General features: G+C 66.7%; 15 protein-coding genes. 5 read left to right on the top strand and 10 right to left on the bottom strand.

The annotated features are described in order from the left end of the window. Nucleotides 1-6: 6 nt before the first annotated feature. On the top strand, nt 7-561 hold the full coding sequence (locus tag CJZ80_RS07105; protein WP_094511663.1) for a CYTH domain-containing protein: 555 nt from the start codon (nt 7-9) through the stop codon (nt 559-561). Here the strand turns inward: CJZ80_RS07105 and CJZ80_RS07100 are convergent. Then, complete coding sequence (locus CJZ80_RS07100; RefSeq protein WP_094512353.1) at nt 521-796, bottom strand: response regulator transcription factor; 276 nt, start codon at nt 794-796, stop codon at nt 521-523. The genes CJZ80_RS07105 and CJZ80_RS07100 overlap by 41 nt on opposite strands. Before the next feature lie 146 nt (nt 797-942). Here CJZ80_RS07100 and CJZ80_RS07095 point away from each other — a divergent pair, with 146 nt between their 5' ends. Beyond that, entirely contained in the window at nt 943-1,878 is a 936-nt protein-coding gene (locus CJZ80_RS07095; RefSeq protein WP_094512349.1) for a methylenetetrahydrofolate reductase, read from the top strand. A 27-nt stretch (nt 1,879-1,905) separates the two neighbouring features. Here the strand turns inward: CJZ80_RS07095 and CJZ80_RS07090 are convergent, their stop codons facing one another. From CJZ80_RS07090 to CJZ80_RS07065, 6 genes are all read right to left on the bottom strand, one after another. After that, nucleotides 1,906-3,093, bottom strand: a complete 1,188-nt coding sequence (locus CJZ80_RS07090) for an NDP-sugar synthase (RefSeq protein WP_094511658.1) — start codon at nt 3,091-3,093, stop codon at nt 1,906-1,908. Between the two features lie 48 nt (nt 3,094-3,141). Continuing rightward, nucleotides 3,142-4,044 carry a segregation/condensation protein A gene (locus CJZ80_RS07085; protein ID WP_233132890.1) on the bottom strand — a complete coding sequence of 301 codons (903 nt, stop codon included), beginning with the start codon at nt 4,042-4,044 and terminating at the stop codon, nt 3,142-3,144. A gap of 43 nt (nt 4,045-4,087) precedes the next feature. Then, entirely contained in the window at nt 4,088-4,459 is a 372-nt protein-coding gene (locus CJZ80_RS07080) for a lipopolysaccharide assembly protein LapA domain-containing protein (RefSeq protein ID WP_094511648.1), read from the bottom strand. A 169-nt stretch (nt 4,460-4,628) separates the two neighbouring features. Next, nucleotides 4,629-6,203, bottom strand: a complete 1,575-nt coding sequence (locus CJZ80_RS07075; RefSeq protein ID WP_233132916.1) for an NAD(P)H-quinone oxidoreductase subunit 4 — start codon at nt 6,201-6,203, stop codon at nt 4,629-4,631. A gap of 202 nt (nt 6,204-6,405) precedes the next feature. Continuing rightward, the gene (locus CJZ80_RS07070) at nt 6,406-8,412 is read right to left on the bottom strand and encodes an NAD(P)H-quinone oxidoreductase subunit 5 (RefSeq protein ID WP_094511643.1); all 2,007 of its coding nucleotides are present in this window, start codon (nt 8,410-8,412) and stop codon (nt 6,406-6,408) included. Between the two features lie 72 nt (nt 8,413-8,484). Beyond that, entirely contained in the window at nt 8,485-9,264 is a 780-nt protein-coding gene (locus CJZ80_RS07065) for an NnrU family protein (protein ID WP_094511639.1), read from the bottom strand. A gap of 73 nt (nt 9,265-9,337) precedes the next feature. Between CJZ80_RS07065 and CJZ80_RS07060 the strand changes: the two genes are divergently transcribed. Continuing rightward, entirely contained in the window at nt 9,338-10,336 is a 999-nt protein-coding gene (locus tag CJZ80_RS07060; RefSeq protein ID WP_094511634.1) for a LysR family transcriptional regulator, read from the top strand. A gap of 51 nt (nt 10,337-10,387) precedes the next feature. On the opposite strand, the gene CJZ80_RS07055 is transcribed toward CJZ80_RS07060, so the two are convergent. Both CJZ80_RS07055 and CJZ80_RS07045 read right to left on the bottom strand, forming a co-directional pair. Continuing rightward, nucleotides 10,388-11,143, bottom strand: a complete 756-nt coding sequence (locus tag CJZ80_RS07055) for a DUF3172 domain-containing protein (protein WP_233132889.1) — start codon at nt 11,141-11,143, stop codon at nt 10,388-10,390. Further along, the gene (locus tag CJZ80_RS07045) at nt 11,140-11,490 is read right to left on the bottom strand and encodes an NAD(P)H-quinone oxidoreductase subunit M (protein ID WP_094511629.1); all 351 of its coding nucleotides are present in this window, start codon (nt 11,488-11,490) and stop codon (nt 11,140-11,142) included. The genes CJZ80_RS07055 and CJZ80_RS07045 overlap by 4 nt, the downstream gene beginning before the upstream one ends. Before the next feature lie 134 nt (nt 11,491-11,624). Between CJZ80_RS07045 and pds the strand changes: the two genes are divergently transcribed. Together pds and CJZ80_RS07035 are read left to right on the top strand one after the other, a co-directional pair. Continuing rightward, entirely contained in the window at nt 11,625-13,025 is a 1,401-nt protein-coding gene (gene pds, locus CJZ80_RS07040) for a 15-cis-phytoene desaturase (RefSeq protein WP_094511624.1), read from the top strand. Continuing rightward, nucleotides 13,022-13,963 carry a phytoene synthase gene (locus tag CJZ80_RS07035; protein ID WP_094512340.1) on the top strand — a complete coding sequence of 314 codons (942 nt, stop codon included), beginning with the start codon at nt 13,022-13,024 and terminating at the stop codon, nt 13,961-13,963. Before pds ends, CJZ80_RS07035 begins: the two co-directional genes overlap by 4 nt. Here CJZ80_RS07035 and CJZ80_RS07030 read toward each other — a convergent pair. Next, complete coding sequence (locus tag CJZ80_RS07030) at nt 13,939-14,940, bottom strand: alpha/beta fold hydrolase (protein ID WP_369803002.1); 1,002 nt, start codon at nt 14,938-14,940, stop codon at nt 13,939-13,941. The genes CJZ80_RS07035 and CJZ80_RS07030 overlap by 25 nt on opposite strands. Between the last annotated feature and the right edge of the window lie 31 nt (nt 14,941-14,971).

The raw sequence follows: 14,971 nt of genomic DNA, 5'->3' as shown, positions 1-14,971 counted from the left end.
ACGGCGTTGGCCCTGGAGATCGAGCGGCGCTTCCTGGTGCATGGCGACGGCTGGCGGCCGCAGGTGCGCTGGAGCCGCCCGCTGCGGCAGGGTTACCTCACGCGCGACGCCGCTGGTGTCACCGTGCGGGTGCGCCTCGGGGAAGACACCGCCATCGACCAGGCCCGGCTGACGATCAAGGCGGCCGCCGCCGGCATCGCCCGCCACGAGTTCGAGTATCCGATTCCCGCCACCGATGGGGAGGCATTGCTGAGCCTGGCGGCCCACCGCCTCGGCAAGACCCGCTATGGCCTCGATCTGCCGGGCGGCGACTGGGTACTCGATGTGTTCGAGCCCCCGAATGCGCCGTTGGTGCTGGCGGAAGTGGAGCTGGAGCGGGCCGATCAGCCCCTGGTGGTGCCTCCCTGGTGCGCCCTGGAGGTCACCGGCCGCCTGGAGCTCAGCAATGCCTCCCTGTCGATCACGCCGCTGTCGCAGTGGCCTGAGGACGAGCGCCGGGCCGTACTGGCGGCGATGGGCCTCAGAGCCCCGGCGACGGGGCCGGCAGATTGCAGCAGTTGAAGCCGTCCCGGCAGATCTTGCCGTTGTCCATCGCCCAGTTCAGCAGCGCCACCCGGTTCTTCGCGCCGGTTTTGGTGAAGATGTTGCTGACGTGATTGTCGACGGTGCGTTTGCTGATCATCAGCTGCTCGCCGATTTCCTGATTGGTGAGGCCGGTGGCCACCAGGCTGATGATCTCCAGCTCCCGTTCGGATAAGCCGGTTCGCGGCGCGCTGAGGTCGTCTCGAACGGACATCAACGCACTCCGCCTGACTGGATGCATCCTAGACAGCCCCTCCAACACCTCCCCACGGACGCCCACCGCCACGGTCAGGCCGCACTCGAGCCAGCCGGGGGTGCTGCCGGCCTGGGGGGCCTGGATGGTGCCGCTCTTCACGCATGATGGGCGCTGGTTGTTTCCCGGTTGTCGTGCTGCTGCAGCGGGCCATCGCGCGTGGAGCGTTCGCGGTCACGGCGGAAGTGATGCCGCCCAGGGGCGGTGATCCGAGCCGCACCCTGGCGATGGCCAGGCTGCTGAAGGGGCGGGTGCACGCGGTCAATGTCACCGACGGGAGCCGTGCGGTGATGCGCATGAGCAGCCTGGCCCTCTGCCGCCTGCTGCTCGACGCAGGGCTCGAACCGGTGCTGCAGCTGGCCTGCCGGGATCGCAACCGCATTGCCCTGCAGGCAGAGCTGCTGGGCGCTCATGCGCTGGGAATCCGCAACCTGCTCTGCCTCACGGGCGACCCGGTGCGGGCCGGCGATCAGCCGAACGCCCGGCCGGTGAACGAGTTGGAGGCGGTGCGGCTGTTGCAGCAGGTGAGCGATTTCAATGCCGGCCGTGATCCGCTGGGAGGCTCGCTCCCTGATGGCCCTACCGCCTTGTTCGCCGGCGCCGCCGCCGATCCCCAGTCCCCCAGCTGGAGCGGCCTGCGCCGCCGCCTCAGCCGCAAGCAGGCTGCTGGCGCCAAGTTCCTCCAGACCCAGATGGTCATGGAGGCGAGCGTGTTGCGCCGCTTCTGCGAGGAGATCGCCGCGCCGCTGGGCCTCCCGGTGCTGGCGGGGGTGTTTCTGCTCAAATCCGCCCGCAACGCCGAATTCATCAACCGTGTGGTGCCCGGCGCCTCCATTCCCCAGCACGTGATCGAGCGTCTTGCGGCAGCGGCAGATCCAGCCAGTGAGGGGATCAGGATCGCAGCGGAGCAGGTTACGAGTTTCCGTGAGATCGCCCAGGGCGTGCACCTGATGGCTGTGAAGGCCGAAGAGCGGATCCCCAACATCCTCAGCCTCGCCGGCATCGAGGCGATCGATCCGCTCACGGCATGCCCATCCGCCTGACACTGGGGCAGGCGCATCCAGAGTTGTTCAGCCGCCGCGCTGGCTGGCGGTGAGATCGTTGCCCAGCAGATCGGCGAGGGCCTTTTGCTCGGGGGAGGGTAGAGCCACATCCTGGCGGCGTACATCGGTGATCAGCCAGTCGAGGGCGGCCTCTTGGAGGTCGAAATGGTCACCATTGCTGTCCACGCAATAACGGCCAAACACCAACTTCTCGGTGAGCCTGACTCCAGCCCCGATGCGGGAGTAATCGAAGATGATCGAGTTGTCGATCGTGGCGCCTTCGCAGATGTGGCAGCTGGGGCCGATCATGGCTGGTCCGATGATCGTGACCCCCGGTTCGATCCTGCTCATGCCGCCCACGTAAACGGGCCCCTGCACGTTGATCTTGTCCCAGTCGGCCGCTACGTTCAGGCCTGTGAACACGCCGGGCCGCACCTCGCGGCCAGGGATCGAAACCTTGCGAACCTTCCCCAGCAGCACGCTCCGGATCGCCTGCCAGTAATCCGGCACCTTGCCGATGTCCACCCACTCGAAATCCATGGGCAGCGCGTAGAAAGGTGCCCCTGCCGCCACCAGACGGGGAAACAGATCAGCGCCGATGTCGAAGGGCACGCCGGCGGGAACGTGGTCGAGCACCTGGGGCTCGAAGATATAAATGCCGGTATTGATCATGTCGCTGGCGGCCTCTTCCACCGAGGGCTTCTCCTGAAAGGAGAGCACTCGAGAGTTGTCGTCAGTGACCACGACACCGTAGCTGCTCACCTGATCTTTCGGCACCCGCTTGGTGATCAGGCTGGCGACCGCTCCTTTCTTCTTGTGCCGCCGCACCGCTTCGGTAAGGTCGAGGTCGATCAGGGCATCGCCGCAGAGCACCACGAAGGTGTCGTCGAAAAAGGTCTGAAAGGTCTGAATCTTCTTGATGCCGCCTGCAGAACCCATGGCTTCGCCAATCAGTTCGCCGTCGTCCTGAATGTGGCCTTCGAAGCTGTAGGCGATCTCCACGCCGAAGCGTTGCCCATCACGGAAATAGTTCTCGATCTCTGCCGCCAGGTGCGACACATTGACCATGATCTCGTTGAATCCATGCTCCCGGAGCAACTCCAGCAGGAACTCCATCACCGGCTTCTGCAGGATCGGAATCATCGGCTTGGGAATCGTGTGGGTGATGGGCCTCACCCGTGTTCCCTTGCCGGCTGCGAGGATCATCGCCTTCATGGGCGCCTTACTGCTCGGTTGGTTCTGCATGCACCCTAATTAAGGGCGTCAGGCTGCCAGTGCCGGCCTAGCCGGCAAGGGAGCTGGCACGGCCGGCCAGGAGCCTGTGGCGGTTGCGGCAGCGCTCTGACTGGGAAGCGGAAGCGTGCATTCGGCCTCGCGTGCGCGGCGCAGGTGCAGCGGCCCGAACAGGCCCCCTTCCTGCCGCAGATCGATGCGTCCCTGTGAACAGAGGAACAACAGCGCCCAGAACACCCCCACCCGGTCGTGATCAAGATCGGGGGGCGCTGCGTCTTTCCAGGCCTCCACCAGCGCATCGAAGTTCACCCACTCCAGGGCCTCTGGCCACTGCTGCAGGAAGAAGCTCAGGGCGGCAGTGGTTTCAGGCAGTTTCTCCCGGTGGGCCAGGGCGCTCACCTGCTCGATCGCGTCGCGTTCGCTGTAGGGGCGGCTGCGCGGCTTGTGGCGCCGCGGGCCGCTATCGCTCTCCAGCCGCTCGGCGATGTCTTCCAGCTGGCGGATCAACTCGCCGAGGCTCACGGGCCGCTGCAGCGGCGGCGGTGCCACGGGCCTGCGCCAGAGTTGTCGCTCCGGCCGATGGGGCAGCTGGATCCCCAGCGACCAGCTGTCCTCGCCCGGATCCTCGCTCTCGCAAGGATCGGCGACCAGGGCAATGGGCGGAAAGGTCTGGCGTTCCAGCACTTCGGCCTTGAGGCCCACCAGCACTGATGCCGCCAGAAATGCCTCGCTGGTGGCGGCGAGATCCTGCTCATAGCTGCCGCCCTGGCCGGAGCTGAGGGCCACCAGGCGTGGCACCTCGATGCGCTGACGCAGCTGATCGAGGAAACCGTCCACCACGGCGATCACATCGACATCCCAGGGGTCGAGGTCACCGCGCTCGGCGGCCTCCTGCAGCAGGCGGATCGCCAGCCTGGCGCCTGCGTTCGGCACAGTTCTCCCCGATCTGCCGGAAACGTACCCGGTCTGAGGCGACTCAGCCAGCGGCATCCGCTGCCGCGGATCCCCCTGAACTTTCTCCGGCGGCCGGCAACAGGGCCAGCTGGGCGTCCACGGTGGCGCGGTAACGCTGCAGGTCGTCTTCCAGCTCGCGGATGCGCACCTGCTGGGCGTCAATTTCGCTGCGGTCCTGCATCAATTCCACTTTCTTCACCACGCCGATCCACACGGCGAACACCCAGGCGGCGGTGGCGCCGATGCCACCCACCACCAGCAGCAAGGCCGCCAGCGGCAGGGTGACCGCGGCTCCCGGCAGGAAGCGCACGGTGGTGGGATCGGTGTTCTCCAGCGTGAACATCACCGTGGCGAGGCCGAAACTGAAGATCAGCAGGAAATTCAGCTGTCGCATGGCGGGTGGTGGGTCGAGGCTCTGAATCGGGGGCGCATGGCTGGCAGGCCGGTGGCAGCCTCAGCGGAGCGATCCCGTCGACCAGTTTGCGGCACCTGAGCGGAATTGGGCGCAAGCCGTCGCACAGTGCTGGTGATGGTGCTGGGCAGCCGGCAGGATCTCGATTCGCTCAGCCCAGGGCGGGCGCATGGAGCAGGGGCGGCGCCAAGGCCAGCTGCTTGCCCACCGCCCCCCGGATCAGCCCCTTGGGCGTGGGGCCCACCACCTTGGTGAGGGCAACGTCCTCACGGGCCACGAGCGCTTCGATCGAGGCGCGGTAGCTGTCGGTGACGAGGCGAGGGTAAAGACCGATGCCGATGATCGGCACCAGCAGGCAGGAGATCACGTAGATCTCGCGCGGTTCGGCATCCACCAGGCGGGTGTGGGCCGCCAGCTCCACGTTCTCCTTGCCGAAGAAGATCTCGCGCAGCATCGAGAGCAGGTACACCGGAGTGAGGATCACCCCCACGGCCGCCAGGGCTGCCATCACGATGCGGAAGCTGAGCGCATAGGCCTCACTGTTCACGAAGCCCACGAACACCATCAGTTCCGACACGAAGCCACTCATGCCAGGCAGGGCCAGGGACGCGAGCGAGCAGATCGTCCAGAGGGCGAACATCTTGCGCATCTTCTGGCCCACGCCGCCCATCTCATCGAGCTGAAGCGTGTGGGTGCGGTCGTAGGTGGCGCCCACCAGGAAGAAGAGGCTGGCACCGATCAGGCCGTGGCTCACCATCTGCAGCATGGCGCCGCTGGTGCCGAGGGCACTGAAGCTGCCGATGCCGATCAGCACGAAGCCCATGTGGCTGATCGAGCTGTAGGCGATCTTGCGCTTGAGGTTGCGCTGCGCGAAGGAGGTGAGTGCCGCATAAATGATGTTCACCACCCCCAACACCACCAGCAGCGGCGCGAACTGGGCGTGGGCCTCGGGCAGCAGCTGAACGTTGAAGCGCAGCAGGGCGTAGCCGCCCATCTTCAGCAGAATGCCGGCCAGCAGCATGTGCACCGGTGCTGTGGCCTCGCCGTGGGCGTCTGGCAGCCAGGTGTGCAGCGGCACGATCGGCAGCTTGACCCCGAAGGCGATCAGCAGGCCCGCGTAGGCCAGCATCTGGAAGCGGGTGCCGAACTCCTTCGCCGCGAGAGTGGTGAATTCGAAGCTGGGCGTGCCGCCGCCATAAAAGCCCATGGCCAGGGCGGCCAGCAGGATGAACACCGAGCCGCCAGCGGTGTAGAGGATGAACTTGGTGGCGGCGTACTGGCGCTTCTTGGCGCCCCAGATCGCCAGCAGCAGATAGACCGGCAGCAGCTCCAGCTCCCAGGCCAGGAAGAACAGGAGCATGTCCTGCACAGCAAACACGGCGATCTGGCCGCCATCCATGGCCAGGATCAGGAAGTAGAAGAGCCGCGGCTTGAAGGTGACCGGCCAGGCGGCCAGCACCGCCAGCGCGGTGATGAAGCTGGTGAGCAGGATCAGCGGCATCGACAGCCCGTCGGCGCCCACCGACCAGGCCAGCCCCAGATCAGGCAGCCATTCCACCCGTTCCACCAGCTGGAGCCCCGCCACCGAGGGGTCGTAGCCGTTCAGGTAGGCCCCGGCGGTGACCAGAAAGGTGAGCAGGGCAACGCCGAGGGCGTACCAGCGGATTGTCTTGCCGTCGCCTGGGTCGGGGATGAAGGGGATCAGCAGCGCGGCTCCGATCGGCATCAGGATCGAAACGCTCAGCCAGGGGAAGGCCCCGGTGGAGGCTGTGCCCAGGGCCGCAAGGGCCTCCGGAGCAACGGCAGGGTCAAGCGGCACTGGCCAGGGAATTCGGTTCTGGACGGAGTGTAGAAATGCTCAACTGCCCAGTACCGCCCAGATATGGGATGACACACAGAGCCCGCGCCGAGGCGCGCACGGAGCGGACTCAGAAGCTGCTGAAGAGCAGCACCAGGGCGATCACGCCGCCGAACACGATCAGCGCATAGAACTGGGCGCGGCCGGTTTCGAAGTACTTGAGTCCTTCGCCGCTGCCCAGGGTCAGCAGGCCGGTGAGGTTCACCACCCCGTCCACCACCTTGGCGTCCACCTCCAGCACCTGACGGGCCAGCTTGCGGCTGCCTTTCACGAACAGGCGGTCGTTGATCGCATCCAGGTACCACTTGTTGGCCAGGAAGGCATTGATGGTGGGGAAGCGGGCGGCCACGGCGGTGGCCAGATCCAGCTTGTGCAGGGCGTAGGCCAGCACCGCGATGGTGATGCCGATCACGGAGATCGTCACCGAAGCGCCGGCCAGCGGCAGGAACTCGCCCCAGCTGAAGTGCTCGGCCATCTCGGCGGCCTCGCCGGGGTTGAGCAGGGCGGCGAAGCGGCTGTTCCAGGGCGTGCCGAGCAGGCCGATCAGCACCGAGGGAACGGCAAGGACCGCCAGTGGTGCGGCCATCTGCCAGCCCGATTCGTGCGGGTGGGAGGCGTGGGAGCCATGGCCCTCCTCATGGCTTTCCGGGGCCTTGCCGGCTGCCTGGAGCAGGGCACTGCGGACGCTGAGGTCACCGCCGCGGAAGCTGCCCTCGAAGGTGAGGAAGTAGAGCCGGAACATGTAGAAGGCGGTCATGCCGGCAGTCAGGAAGCCCACCGCCCAGAGCAGCGGGAAGGCGTTGAAGGCCTGGCCGAGGATTTCATCCTTGCTCCAGAAGCCCGCCAGCGGCGGAATGCCGCTGATCGCCACGCAGCCGATCAGAAAGGTGGTGGAGGTGACCGGCATGAAGCGGCGCAGCCCTCCCATCAGGCGCATGTCCTGGGCAAGCACCGGCTCATGGCCCACCACCTCTTCCATGGCATGGATCACCGAGCCGGAGCAGAGGAAGAGCATGGCCTTGAAGAAGGCGTGGGTGACGAGGTGGAACATGCCCGCCTCGGGAGCGCCGCAACCCATCGCCAGCATCATGTAACCCAGCTGTGACACGGTGCTGTAGGCCAGGCCCTTCTTGAGATCCATCTGGGTGAGGGCGATCGAGGCCCCCAGGAAGCAGGTGATCGTGCCGATCACGGCGATCACGGCCTGCACCAGCGGGAAGGGTTCGTAGACCGGCTGCAGCCTGGCCACCAGGAACACGCCGGCGGCCACCATGGTGGCGGCGTGGATCAGGGCGGAGATCGGGGTGGGACCCTCCATCGCATCGGGCAGCCACACGTGCAGCGGGAACTGAGCCGACTTGGCCATCGGGCCCATGAACACCAGCAGGCACAGCAGCACCGCCACGCCGTTGGAGAGCGAGCCTTCAGCCACGGCGGCGGAGAGGCCGGCGCCGATCTCCTCGAAGCCGAAACTGCCGGTGGCCCAGAACAGGCCGAGGATGCCGAGCAGCAGGCCGAAGTCGCCGACGCGGTTCACGATGAAGGCCTTCTGGGCGGCATGGGCGGCACCCTCGCGGTCGTACCAGAAGCCCACCAGCAGGTAGGAGCACATGCCCACCAGCTCCCAGAACACGTAGATCTCAAGCAGGTTGGGGCTGATCACAAGCCCCAGCATCGAGCTGCTGAACAGGGCGAGATAGGTGAAGAAGCGCACATAGCCCTTGTCGTGGGCCATGTAGCCATCGGAATACACCATCACCAGCAAGGCGATGGTGGTGACCAGCGACAGCATCACGGCGCCGAGGGCATCAACCCGGAACCCCATCTGCAGGTTGAAGGTGCCGGCGCTGGCCCAGTTGAAGAGCACTTCGGTGGCTGGCGCTCCGGCCAGCTGCTCCGCCAGCACGGCGTAACTCAGCACGGCTGCCGCCCCGATCAGGGTGATGAGCAGCAGGGCAACGGGCTTGCGCAGCCGGTTGACGGTGCGGTTGAAGCTGATCAGCCCGAGACCGGTGAGTGCCGCCCCCGCCAAGGGCAGAACGGGAATCAACCAGGCGATTTCAGCGGCCGATGTCATCCAGCTCCAGTTAGCGGCCCCGCGAGTGTAGGCAGCTTCCTGGGCACGGCCGGCCTGTGTGTGGGTGTGCGATCAGCCCAGCGTCCGTCCCAGGGGTCCGTTCAGAAAGGCGCTGGCCGCAGGCCCGATGTAGCGGTGGCTCCACCAGAACAGGCCGATGGCGATGGCGATCCCCAGCTGGGAAGGCCGCAGGAATTCTGTGAGTTGCAGCGTCTGGCGTCCGTCGATCACCGCCAGGAACGGCACCACGGAGGTGCGCGCCTTGAGCTGCTCGAAGGCCTCGCCGAAGCGCGCCCGCAGGCGTCGGTCGCCGTGCCAGACGGCAAACAGGTGATGGGCGATCAATCCGGCGCAGGTGACCACCATGAAGCTGCTGCCGATCCAGAGCAGGTGGGTGGCGCACCAGAGGATCTGACCGACGGCCTGCGGGTGGCGGCTGATGCGGATGATCCCGGTTTCGTAGAGGCGCACCTGGGGCTGCAGCAGCGCGGGGATCTCCAGCAGGTTGTAGGTGGCGGGATACAGAAAGAAGAAGCTGATCGCTGTTCCCACCCAGATCACGGGGATGAGTCCGGGGGTGCCCTGCAGGGTCCAGAGCCGCACCCCGTCATAGCGATGGGCGAGGAAGTACCCCACCACCACCACAGCGGCCGGAATGCTCACAGCCGCGAACAGCAGGCGCCAGGCCCGGGCCCCGATGCGCTGCTCCCCCCACACGCGCAGGGCGGCCCCGCCGCTGTGCAGCACCGCAAAGGCCACCAGCAGGGCAACCATCACCAGGCTGGTGTGGTGGAGCGGGGAAAGCACGGGGCAGAAGCTGCAGCGGCGATTCTGCTTCGTCCGCCGCGGCATGGCGTGCAGTGCGGCCCGGGCTTTGCTCCTAAAGTTCTCTGTTCATGCCGGCGTCCAGCCCCGGGGTCGTTCCATGGCTGATCTGCCGTTCACCCTTGATCAGCTGCGCATCCTGCGGGCCATCGCCAGCGAAGGCAGCTTCAAGAAGGCTGCCGACAGCCTTTACGTCACCCAGCCGGCGGTGAGCCTGCAGATCCAGAACCTGGAGAAGCAGCTCGATGTGTCGCTCTTCGACCGGGGCGGCCGCAAGGCCCAGCTCACCGAGGCGGGTCATCTCCTGCTCAGCTACTGCGACCGCATCCTGGGCCAGTGCCAGGAGGCCTGCCGCGCCCTCGACGACCTGCACAACCTCAAGGGCGGTTCCCTGATCGTGGGCGCCAGCCAGACCACCGGCACCTACCTGATGCCGCGCATGATCGGCCTGTTCCGGCAGAAGTATCCCGACGTGTCGGTGCAGCTGCAGGTGCACAGCACCCGGCGCACCAGTTGGAGCGTGGCCAACGGCCAGGTGGATCTGGCGATCATCGGCGGTGAGCTGCCCGGCGAGCTCAACGACCTGCTTCAGGTGATTCCTTACGCCAGCGATGAACTGGCCCTGGTGCTGCCGGTGAACCATCCCCTCGCCCGCCTGCCGGAACTCCACAAGGACGACCTCTACCGGCTCAGCTTCGTCTGCCTTGATGCCCAGTCCACCACCCGCAAGATGGTGGACCAGCTGCTGGCCCGCTCCGGCCTGGAAGTGCAGCGGCTCAAGATCGAGATGGAGCTCAATTCCTTCGAGGCGATCAAGAACGCCGTGCAGTCGGGATTGGGTGCCGCCTTCCTGCCGGTGGTGTCGATCGAGCGGGAACTGGCGACTGGATCCCTGCACCGTCCCAACGTGACCGACCTGCTGGTGCGCCGCCAGCTGAAGCTGATCACCCATCCGGCCCGCTACTGCTCCAGGGCTTCGGAAGCCTTCCGCCGCGAGGTGCTGCCGGTGTTCGCCAGCCCCGACAGCCCCTTGCGGCAGACCCCCCGCACCAGCCCTCCGGCCGAAGCCGCCACCACGGTGCTTCAGCCCGCCCCTTGAGCCCCCTGCACGAGCCCGGAGGCTCCTGCAGGCGGGGACTCGGGATCAGACTCAGAACTGGTCGCCTTCCGGGGTGATGCCCACGGCGTCGTCGGCAGCGCCGGCAATGCCCCGGGTCTGAAACTTGTTGCCGCTGATGTCGGTCTGGTAGACGCAGCGGACGATCGGCTTGTCGCGGATCGAGCCGATGTAGGCGAAGGTGTTCATGCGCTGCTTGCACTGGCGCATCTGCTCGGAGGTGACGGCGCCCTCCTTCTGCAGCACGCTCCAGTTCTCGCGGCGGATCACACAGCCCGGCTGCAGCGTCGGCTGGGTCACGAAGCTGCTGCTTGGGTTCATGGTGGTGTAGAGCTCCACGTCCATCACGAAGGCGCTCGCACCCCACTGCTTGCAGAACTCGGGGTCGGGCACGGCCAGGTCGAGTTGCTGGCTGCTGGCGATGTTGCCCTGGTTGCCCGCGGTGTTGCTGGAGAGGGCCGTGCCGATGCCGATGCCCACCACGAGCACCCCGGCCAGCACCGCGATCGTGGCCACGTTGAACACGAAGGGGCCGCCTCCGGGTTTGCCACCACCCCCACCCGGTGTGGCACCACCGCCACCGCCGCCACCCCCGTTGCGGGTGGGGCGGGCGGCGCGGGAGCGGTCGCCGGGATCCCGCTCATCGGCGGCGTCGTAACGGGAGCCGCGGCGGTCGTAGGCGTAGTCGGAGCTGGCGTAGTCCGACCCGGCGTAATCGGCGCTGGAGCGGCCGCGGCTGCCTCTGCCATCGCCTCTGGAGAAGGCGCTGCCATCACGGGAGCGGGTCATGTGGAAGCGGCACTGCGGGGCAGGCCCATGGAGTAGTTGAGAACCCGCGCGTCCGGGTTGTAGCGGAGTTCGCCCGCCTGCAGCAGCTGGCGGATCGTGCCCTCCAGCTCCGAACCGATGCGGCGCAGGTTGTATTCGGTGAGCTCGGCGCCGGCGAAACCGGCCACCAGATCACGGAAACGCTGCTGCACCTTCTGCAGCACGCCGGCGTCCCAGAGGAACTCGTTGTCCGGGTCGAGGTCGAGGGTCAGCTGGTGCGGGTCGGGGACCAGTTCACCCCCCTCGAGCCGTGCCGTGAACAGCCGCACATGACGGGTGGTGGACTTGAGCAGCAGGTCGTCGGCCATGGAACGGAGGCGAACGGACGGATATGGGCCGCCGCAACTCTAGGAACCGCCGGTGCGTGCAGGGCCACGGCAGCCAGGCGCCCGACGTTGGCAGGGGGCATCCTTTTAGGTTGGCGTCTGGTTTTCGTCTTTGCATGCGCGTCGCCATTGCCGGAGCAGGACTCGCCGGCCTGTCCTGTGCCAAATACCTCTGCGATGCCGGCCACACGCCGGTGCTGCTCGAGGGGCGCAACGTGCTCGGCGGCAAGGTGGCGGCCTGGCAGGACGAAGACGGCGACTGGTACGAAACCGGCCTGCACATCTTCTTTGGGGCCTACCCCAACATGCTGCAGCTGTTCGCGGAGCTGGGCATCGAGGATCGCCTGCAGTGGAAGGATCACGCGATGATCTTCAACCAGAAGGAGGCGCCAGGCACCTACAGCCGTTTCGATTTCCCCGACCTTCCCGCCCCTCTCAACGGTGTTGCCGCCATCCTCGGCAACAACGACATGCTCACCTGGCCCGAGAAGATCGCCTTCGGGCTCGGCCTGGTGCCCGCCATGCTCCGCGGCCAGGACTACGTGGAGGAGTGCGACAAATACTCCTGGTCGGAATGGCTGCGCCTTCACAACATTCCTCAGCGGGTGAACGATGAAGTGTTCATCGCCATGAGCAAGGCGCTCAACTTCATCAATCCCGATGAAATCTCCTCAACGGTGATCCTCACGGCCCTCAACCGCTTCCTGCAGGAGAAGAACGGCTCGAAGATGGCCTTCCTCGACGGCAACCCCCCAGAGCGTCTCTGTGAGCCGATCGTGGCCTCGATCCGGGAGCGCGGTGGCGAGGTGCACCTCGACAGCCCCCTGCGCGAGATCCGCCTGGCCGCCGATGGCAGCGTGCGCAGCTTCCGGATCGGCGGCATCCAGGGCCAGCCCGGCCGTGAGGTGGAGGCGGATGCCTACGTCAGCGCCCTGCCGGTGGATCCGCTCAAGCTCCTGCTGCCGGATCCCTGGCGCCAGCTGCCCTACTTCCAGAAGCTCGACGGGCTCAAGGGGGTGCCGGTGATCAACATTCATCTCTGGTTCGATCGAAAACTCACCGCGATCGACCATCTTCTGTTCAGTCGTTCGGACCTGCTCAGCGTCTACGCCGACATGAGCAACACCTGCCGCGAGTACGCCGACCCCGACCGCTCCATGCTCGAGCTGGTTTTCGCCCCTGCGGCGGAGTGGATCGGCCGCAGCGATGACGACATCGTGGCCGCCACCCTCGAGGAGCTGCGCCGCCTCTTCCCCGACCACTTCAACGGCGACGACCAGGCCAAGCTGCGCAAGGCCCGGGTGGTCAAAACCCCCCTCTCCGTCTACAAGACGGTGCCCGGCTGCCAGCAGCTGCGGCCCTCGCAGCAATCGCCGATCGCCAACTTCTTCCTGGCCGGCGACTACACGATGCAGCGCTATCTGGCTTCGATGGAAGGGGCAGTGCTGAGCGGCAAGCTGTGCGCCGAGGCGGTCAGCCGGCAGGCGTCCGCGCTGGTGCAGCCGGTGGCGGTGTGAGCGTGCTGGCCGCTTCACCCACCGCCGCTTCCCTCCGCTCCGGCCTGAACCTGGAGCACGCCTACGAGGCCTGCCGCCAGGAAACCGCTCAGTGGGCCAAGACCTTCTATCTCGGCACCCTGCTGATGCCCCCCGCCAAGCGGCGGGCCATCTGGGCGATCTACGTGTGGTGCCGCCGCACCGACGAACTGATGGACAGCCCCCAGGCGCAGCGGCTGCCCACAGACCAACTCGCCGAGCGGCTCGATCGCTGGGAAGCCCGCACCCGCCGGCTGTTTGCCGGCGAGGTGCACGATGCGCTCGATCTGGCCATGGTGGACACCATCCAGCGCTATCCCCAGCCGCTCCAGCCCTACCTCGACATGATCGAGGGGCAGCGCATGGACTTGGTCTGCCATCGCTACGCCAGCTTCGATGAACTGCAGCTCTATTGCTATCGGGTGGCCGGCACCGTGGGCCTGATGACCCAGGAAGTGATGGGGCTTGATCCGGCCTACACCACGGCCCCCTGGAGCGAACGGCCCGACACTTCCGAAGCGGCGGTGGCCCTTGGCATCGCCAACCAGCTCACCAATATCCTGCGCGATGTGGGCGAAGACCGCAGCCGTGGCCGCATCTATCTGCCGCAGGAAGATCTGCAGCGCTTCAACTACTCGGAATCCGACCTGATGGCGGGGCTGCTCAATGAAAACTGGCGGGCCCTGATGGCCTTTCAGTTGCAACGCGCCCGCTACTGGTTCGGCCGTTCGGAGGCGGGGGTGCGCTGGCTGGCGGCCGATGCCCGCTGGCCGGTGTGGGCCTCGCTGCGGCTGTATCGCGGCATTCTCACAGTGATCGAGCAACTCAACTACGACGTTTTCAACCACCGGGCCTACGTTCCCAAGCCCTTCAAGCTGCTCGACCTGCCGCTCTCCTACGTGATCTCCCAGGCCCGCTGAACCTCTGCAGTGGCCCCGGCCTCCGCCTGCAGCCAGTCCAGCAGGATCGGATTCACCCGTTCGGGAGCTTCGTCGTGGGGGCAGTGTCCCAACCCCGGCAGCACCTTCAGTTCCTGCACGCAGGGGAAGAGGCGCGCCCAGCGTTCGGCTTCGGCTGGCGCTTCCCACGGATCCTCTGCTCCCCACAGCATGCGCACCGGCACGGTGAGCTCGGCAAGCAGCTCCGGTGCCAGGTGGTCGTCGAACAGGTTGACGAAGCCGCGGAAGCTCTCGGGCGCTCCGGCATCGGTACTGGGCCGGTGCAGCAGCTCCACCAGGGCGTCGTCGATGTTGGCGCCGCTGGGGTAAGCCCGCTCCAGCACCTGACGGATGAAGGCGGGCCGGGCCAGGGCGCGGAACAGGGGAGCCACCAGCCAGCGCTGCCGCACCAGTTGCTTCACCAGGGGACGGCTCCAGCGCTCCAGCAGCGGCAGTTCCGCCACGCGCTTTTCATCCAACGTGCGCTGGGCGCAGTCGATCAGGATCACCTGGGCCAGCGGAACGCCTCGGGCCACCAGCAGCTGGGCCGCCCTTAGGGCCACCACGCCGCCGATCGAGTTGCCCACCAGATGCACGCGGGCGGAGGGAGCGTGCTGCAGGGCCACCTTCTGCACGAAATCCGCCACCTGCTCGGCCCACAGATCGAAGCAGTAGCGCACCGCTCCGGGCTGCTCTGCTTCATCGGCCAGGCGGGAGCGCGGCTTGTCGCTGGCGCCGAATCCGAGCAGATCGATGGCGCACACCGAGAAGCGGCTGGCGATCACCGGCAGGTTGTGGCGCCAGTGGCCCAGGCTCGCGCCGAACCCGTGGATCAGCACCACACGTTGAAGCCCCGCCGGTTCGGGGCCGGCGAGGCAGCGGTAGCGAATGATGTGACCCTGCCAGGTCCAGGAGGAGGAGGCAGGGCTGGGCGCGGTGGAAGCCAGCGGGTGGGTCAAGGCAGCATCGCCGCCGACCGGCGGAACGGGG

Origin of the sequence: Synechococcus sp. MW101C3 (assembly GCF_002252635.1) — a bacterium.
Lineage (GTDB): Bacteria > Cyanobacteriota > Cyanobacteriia > PCC-6307 > Cyanobiaceae > MW101C3.
Note: the sequence above shows the minus strand (reverse complement) of the source record. Positions and strands in the feature narration are given on the sequence as shown.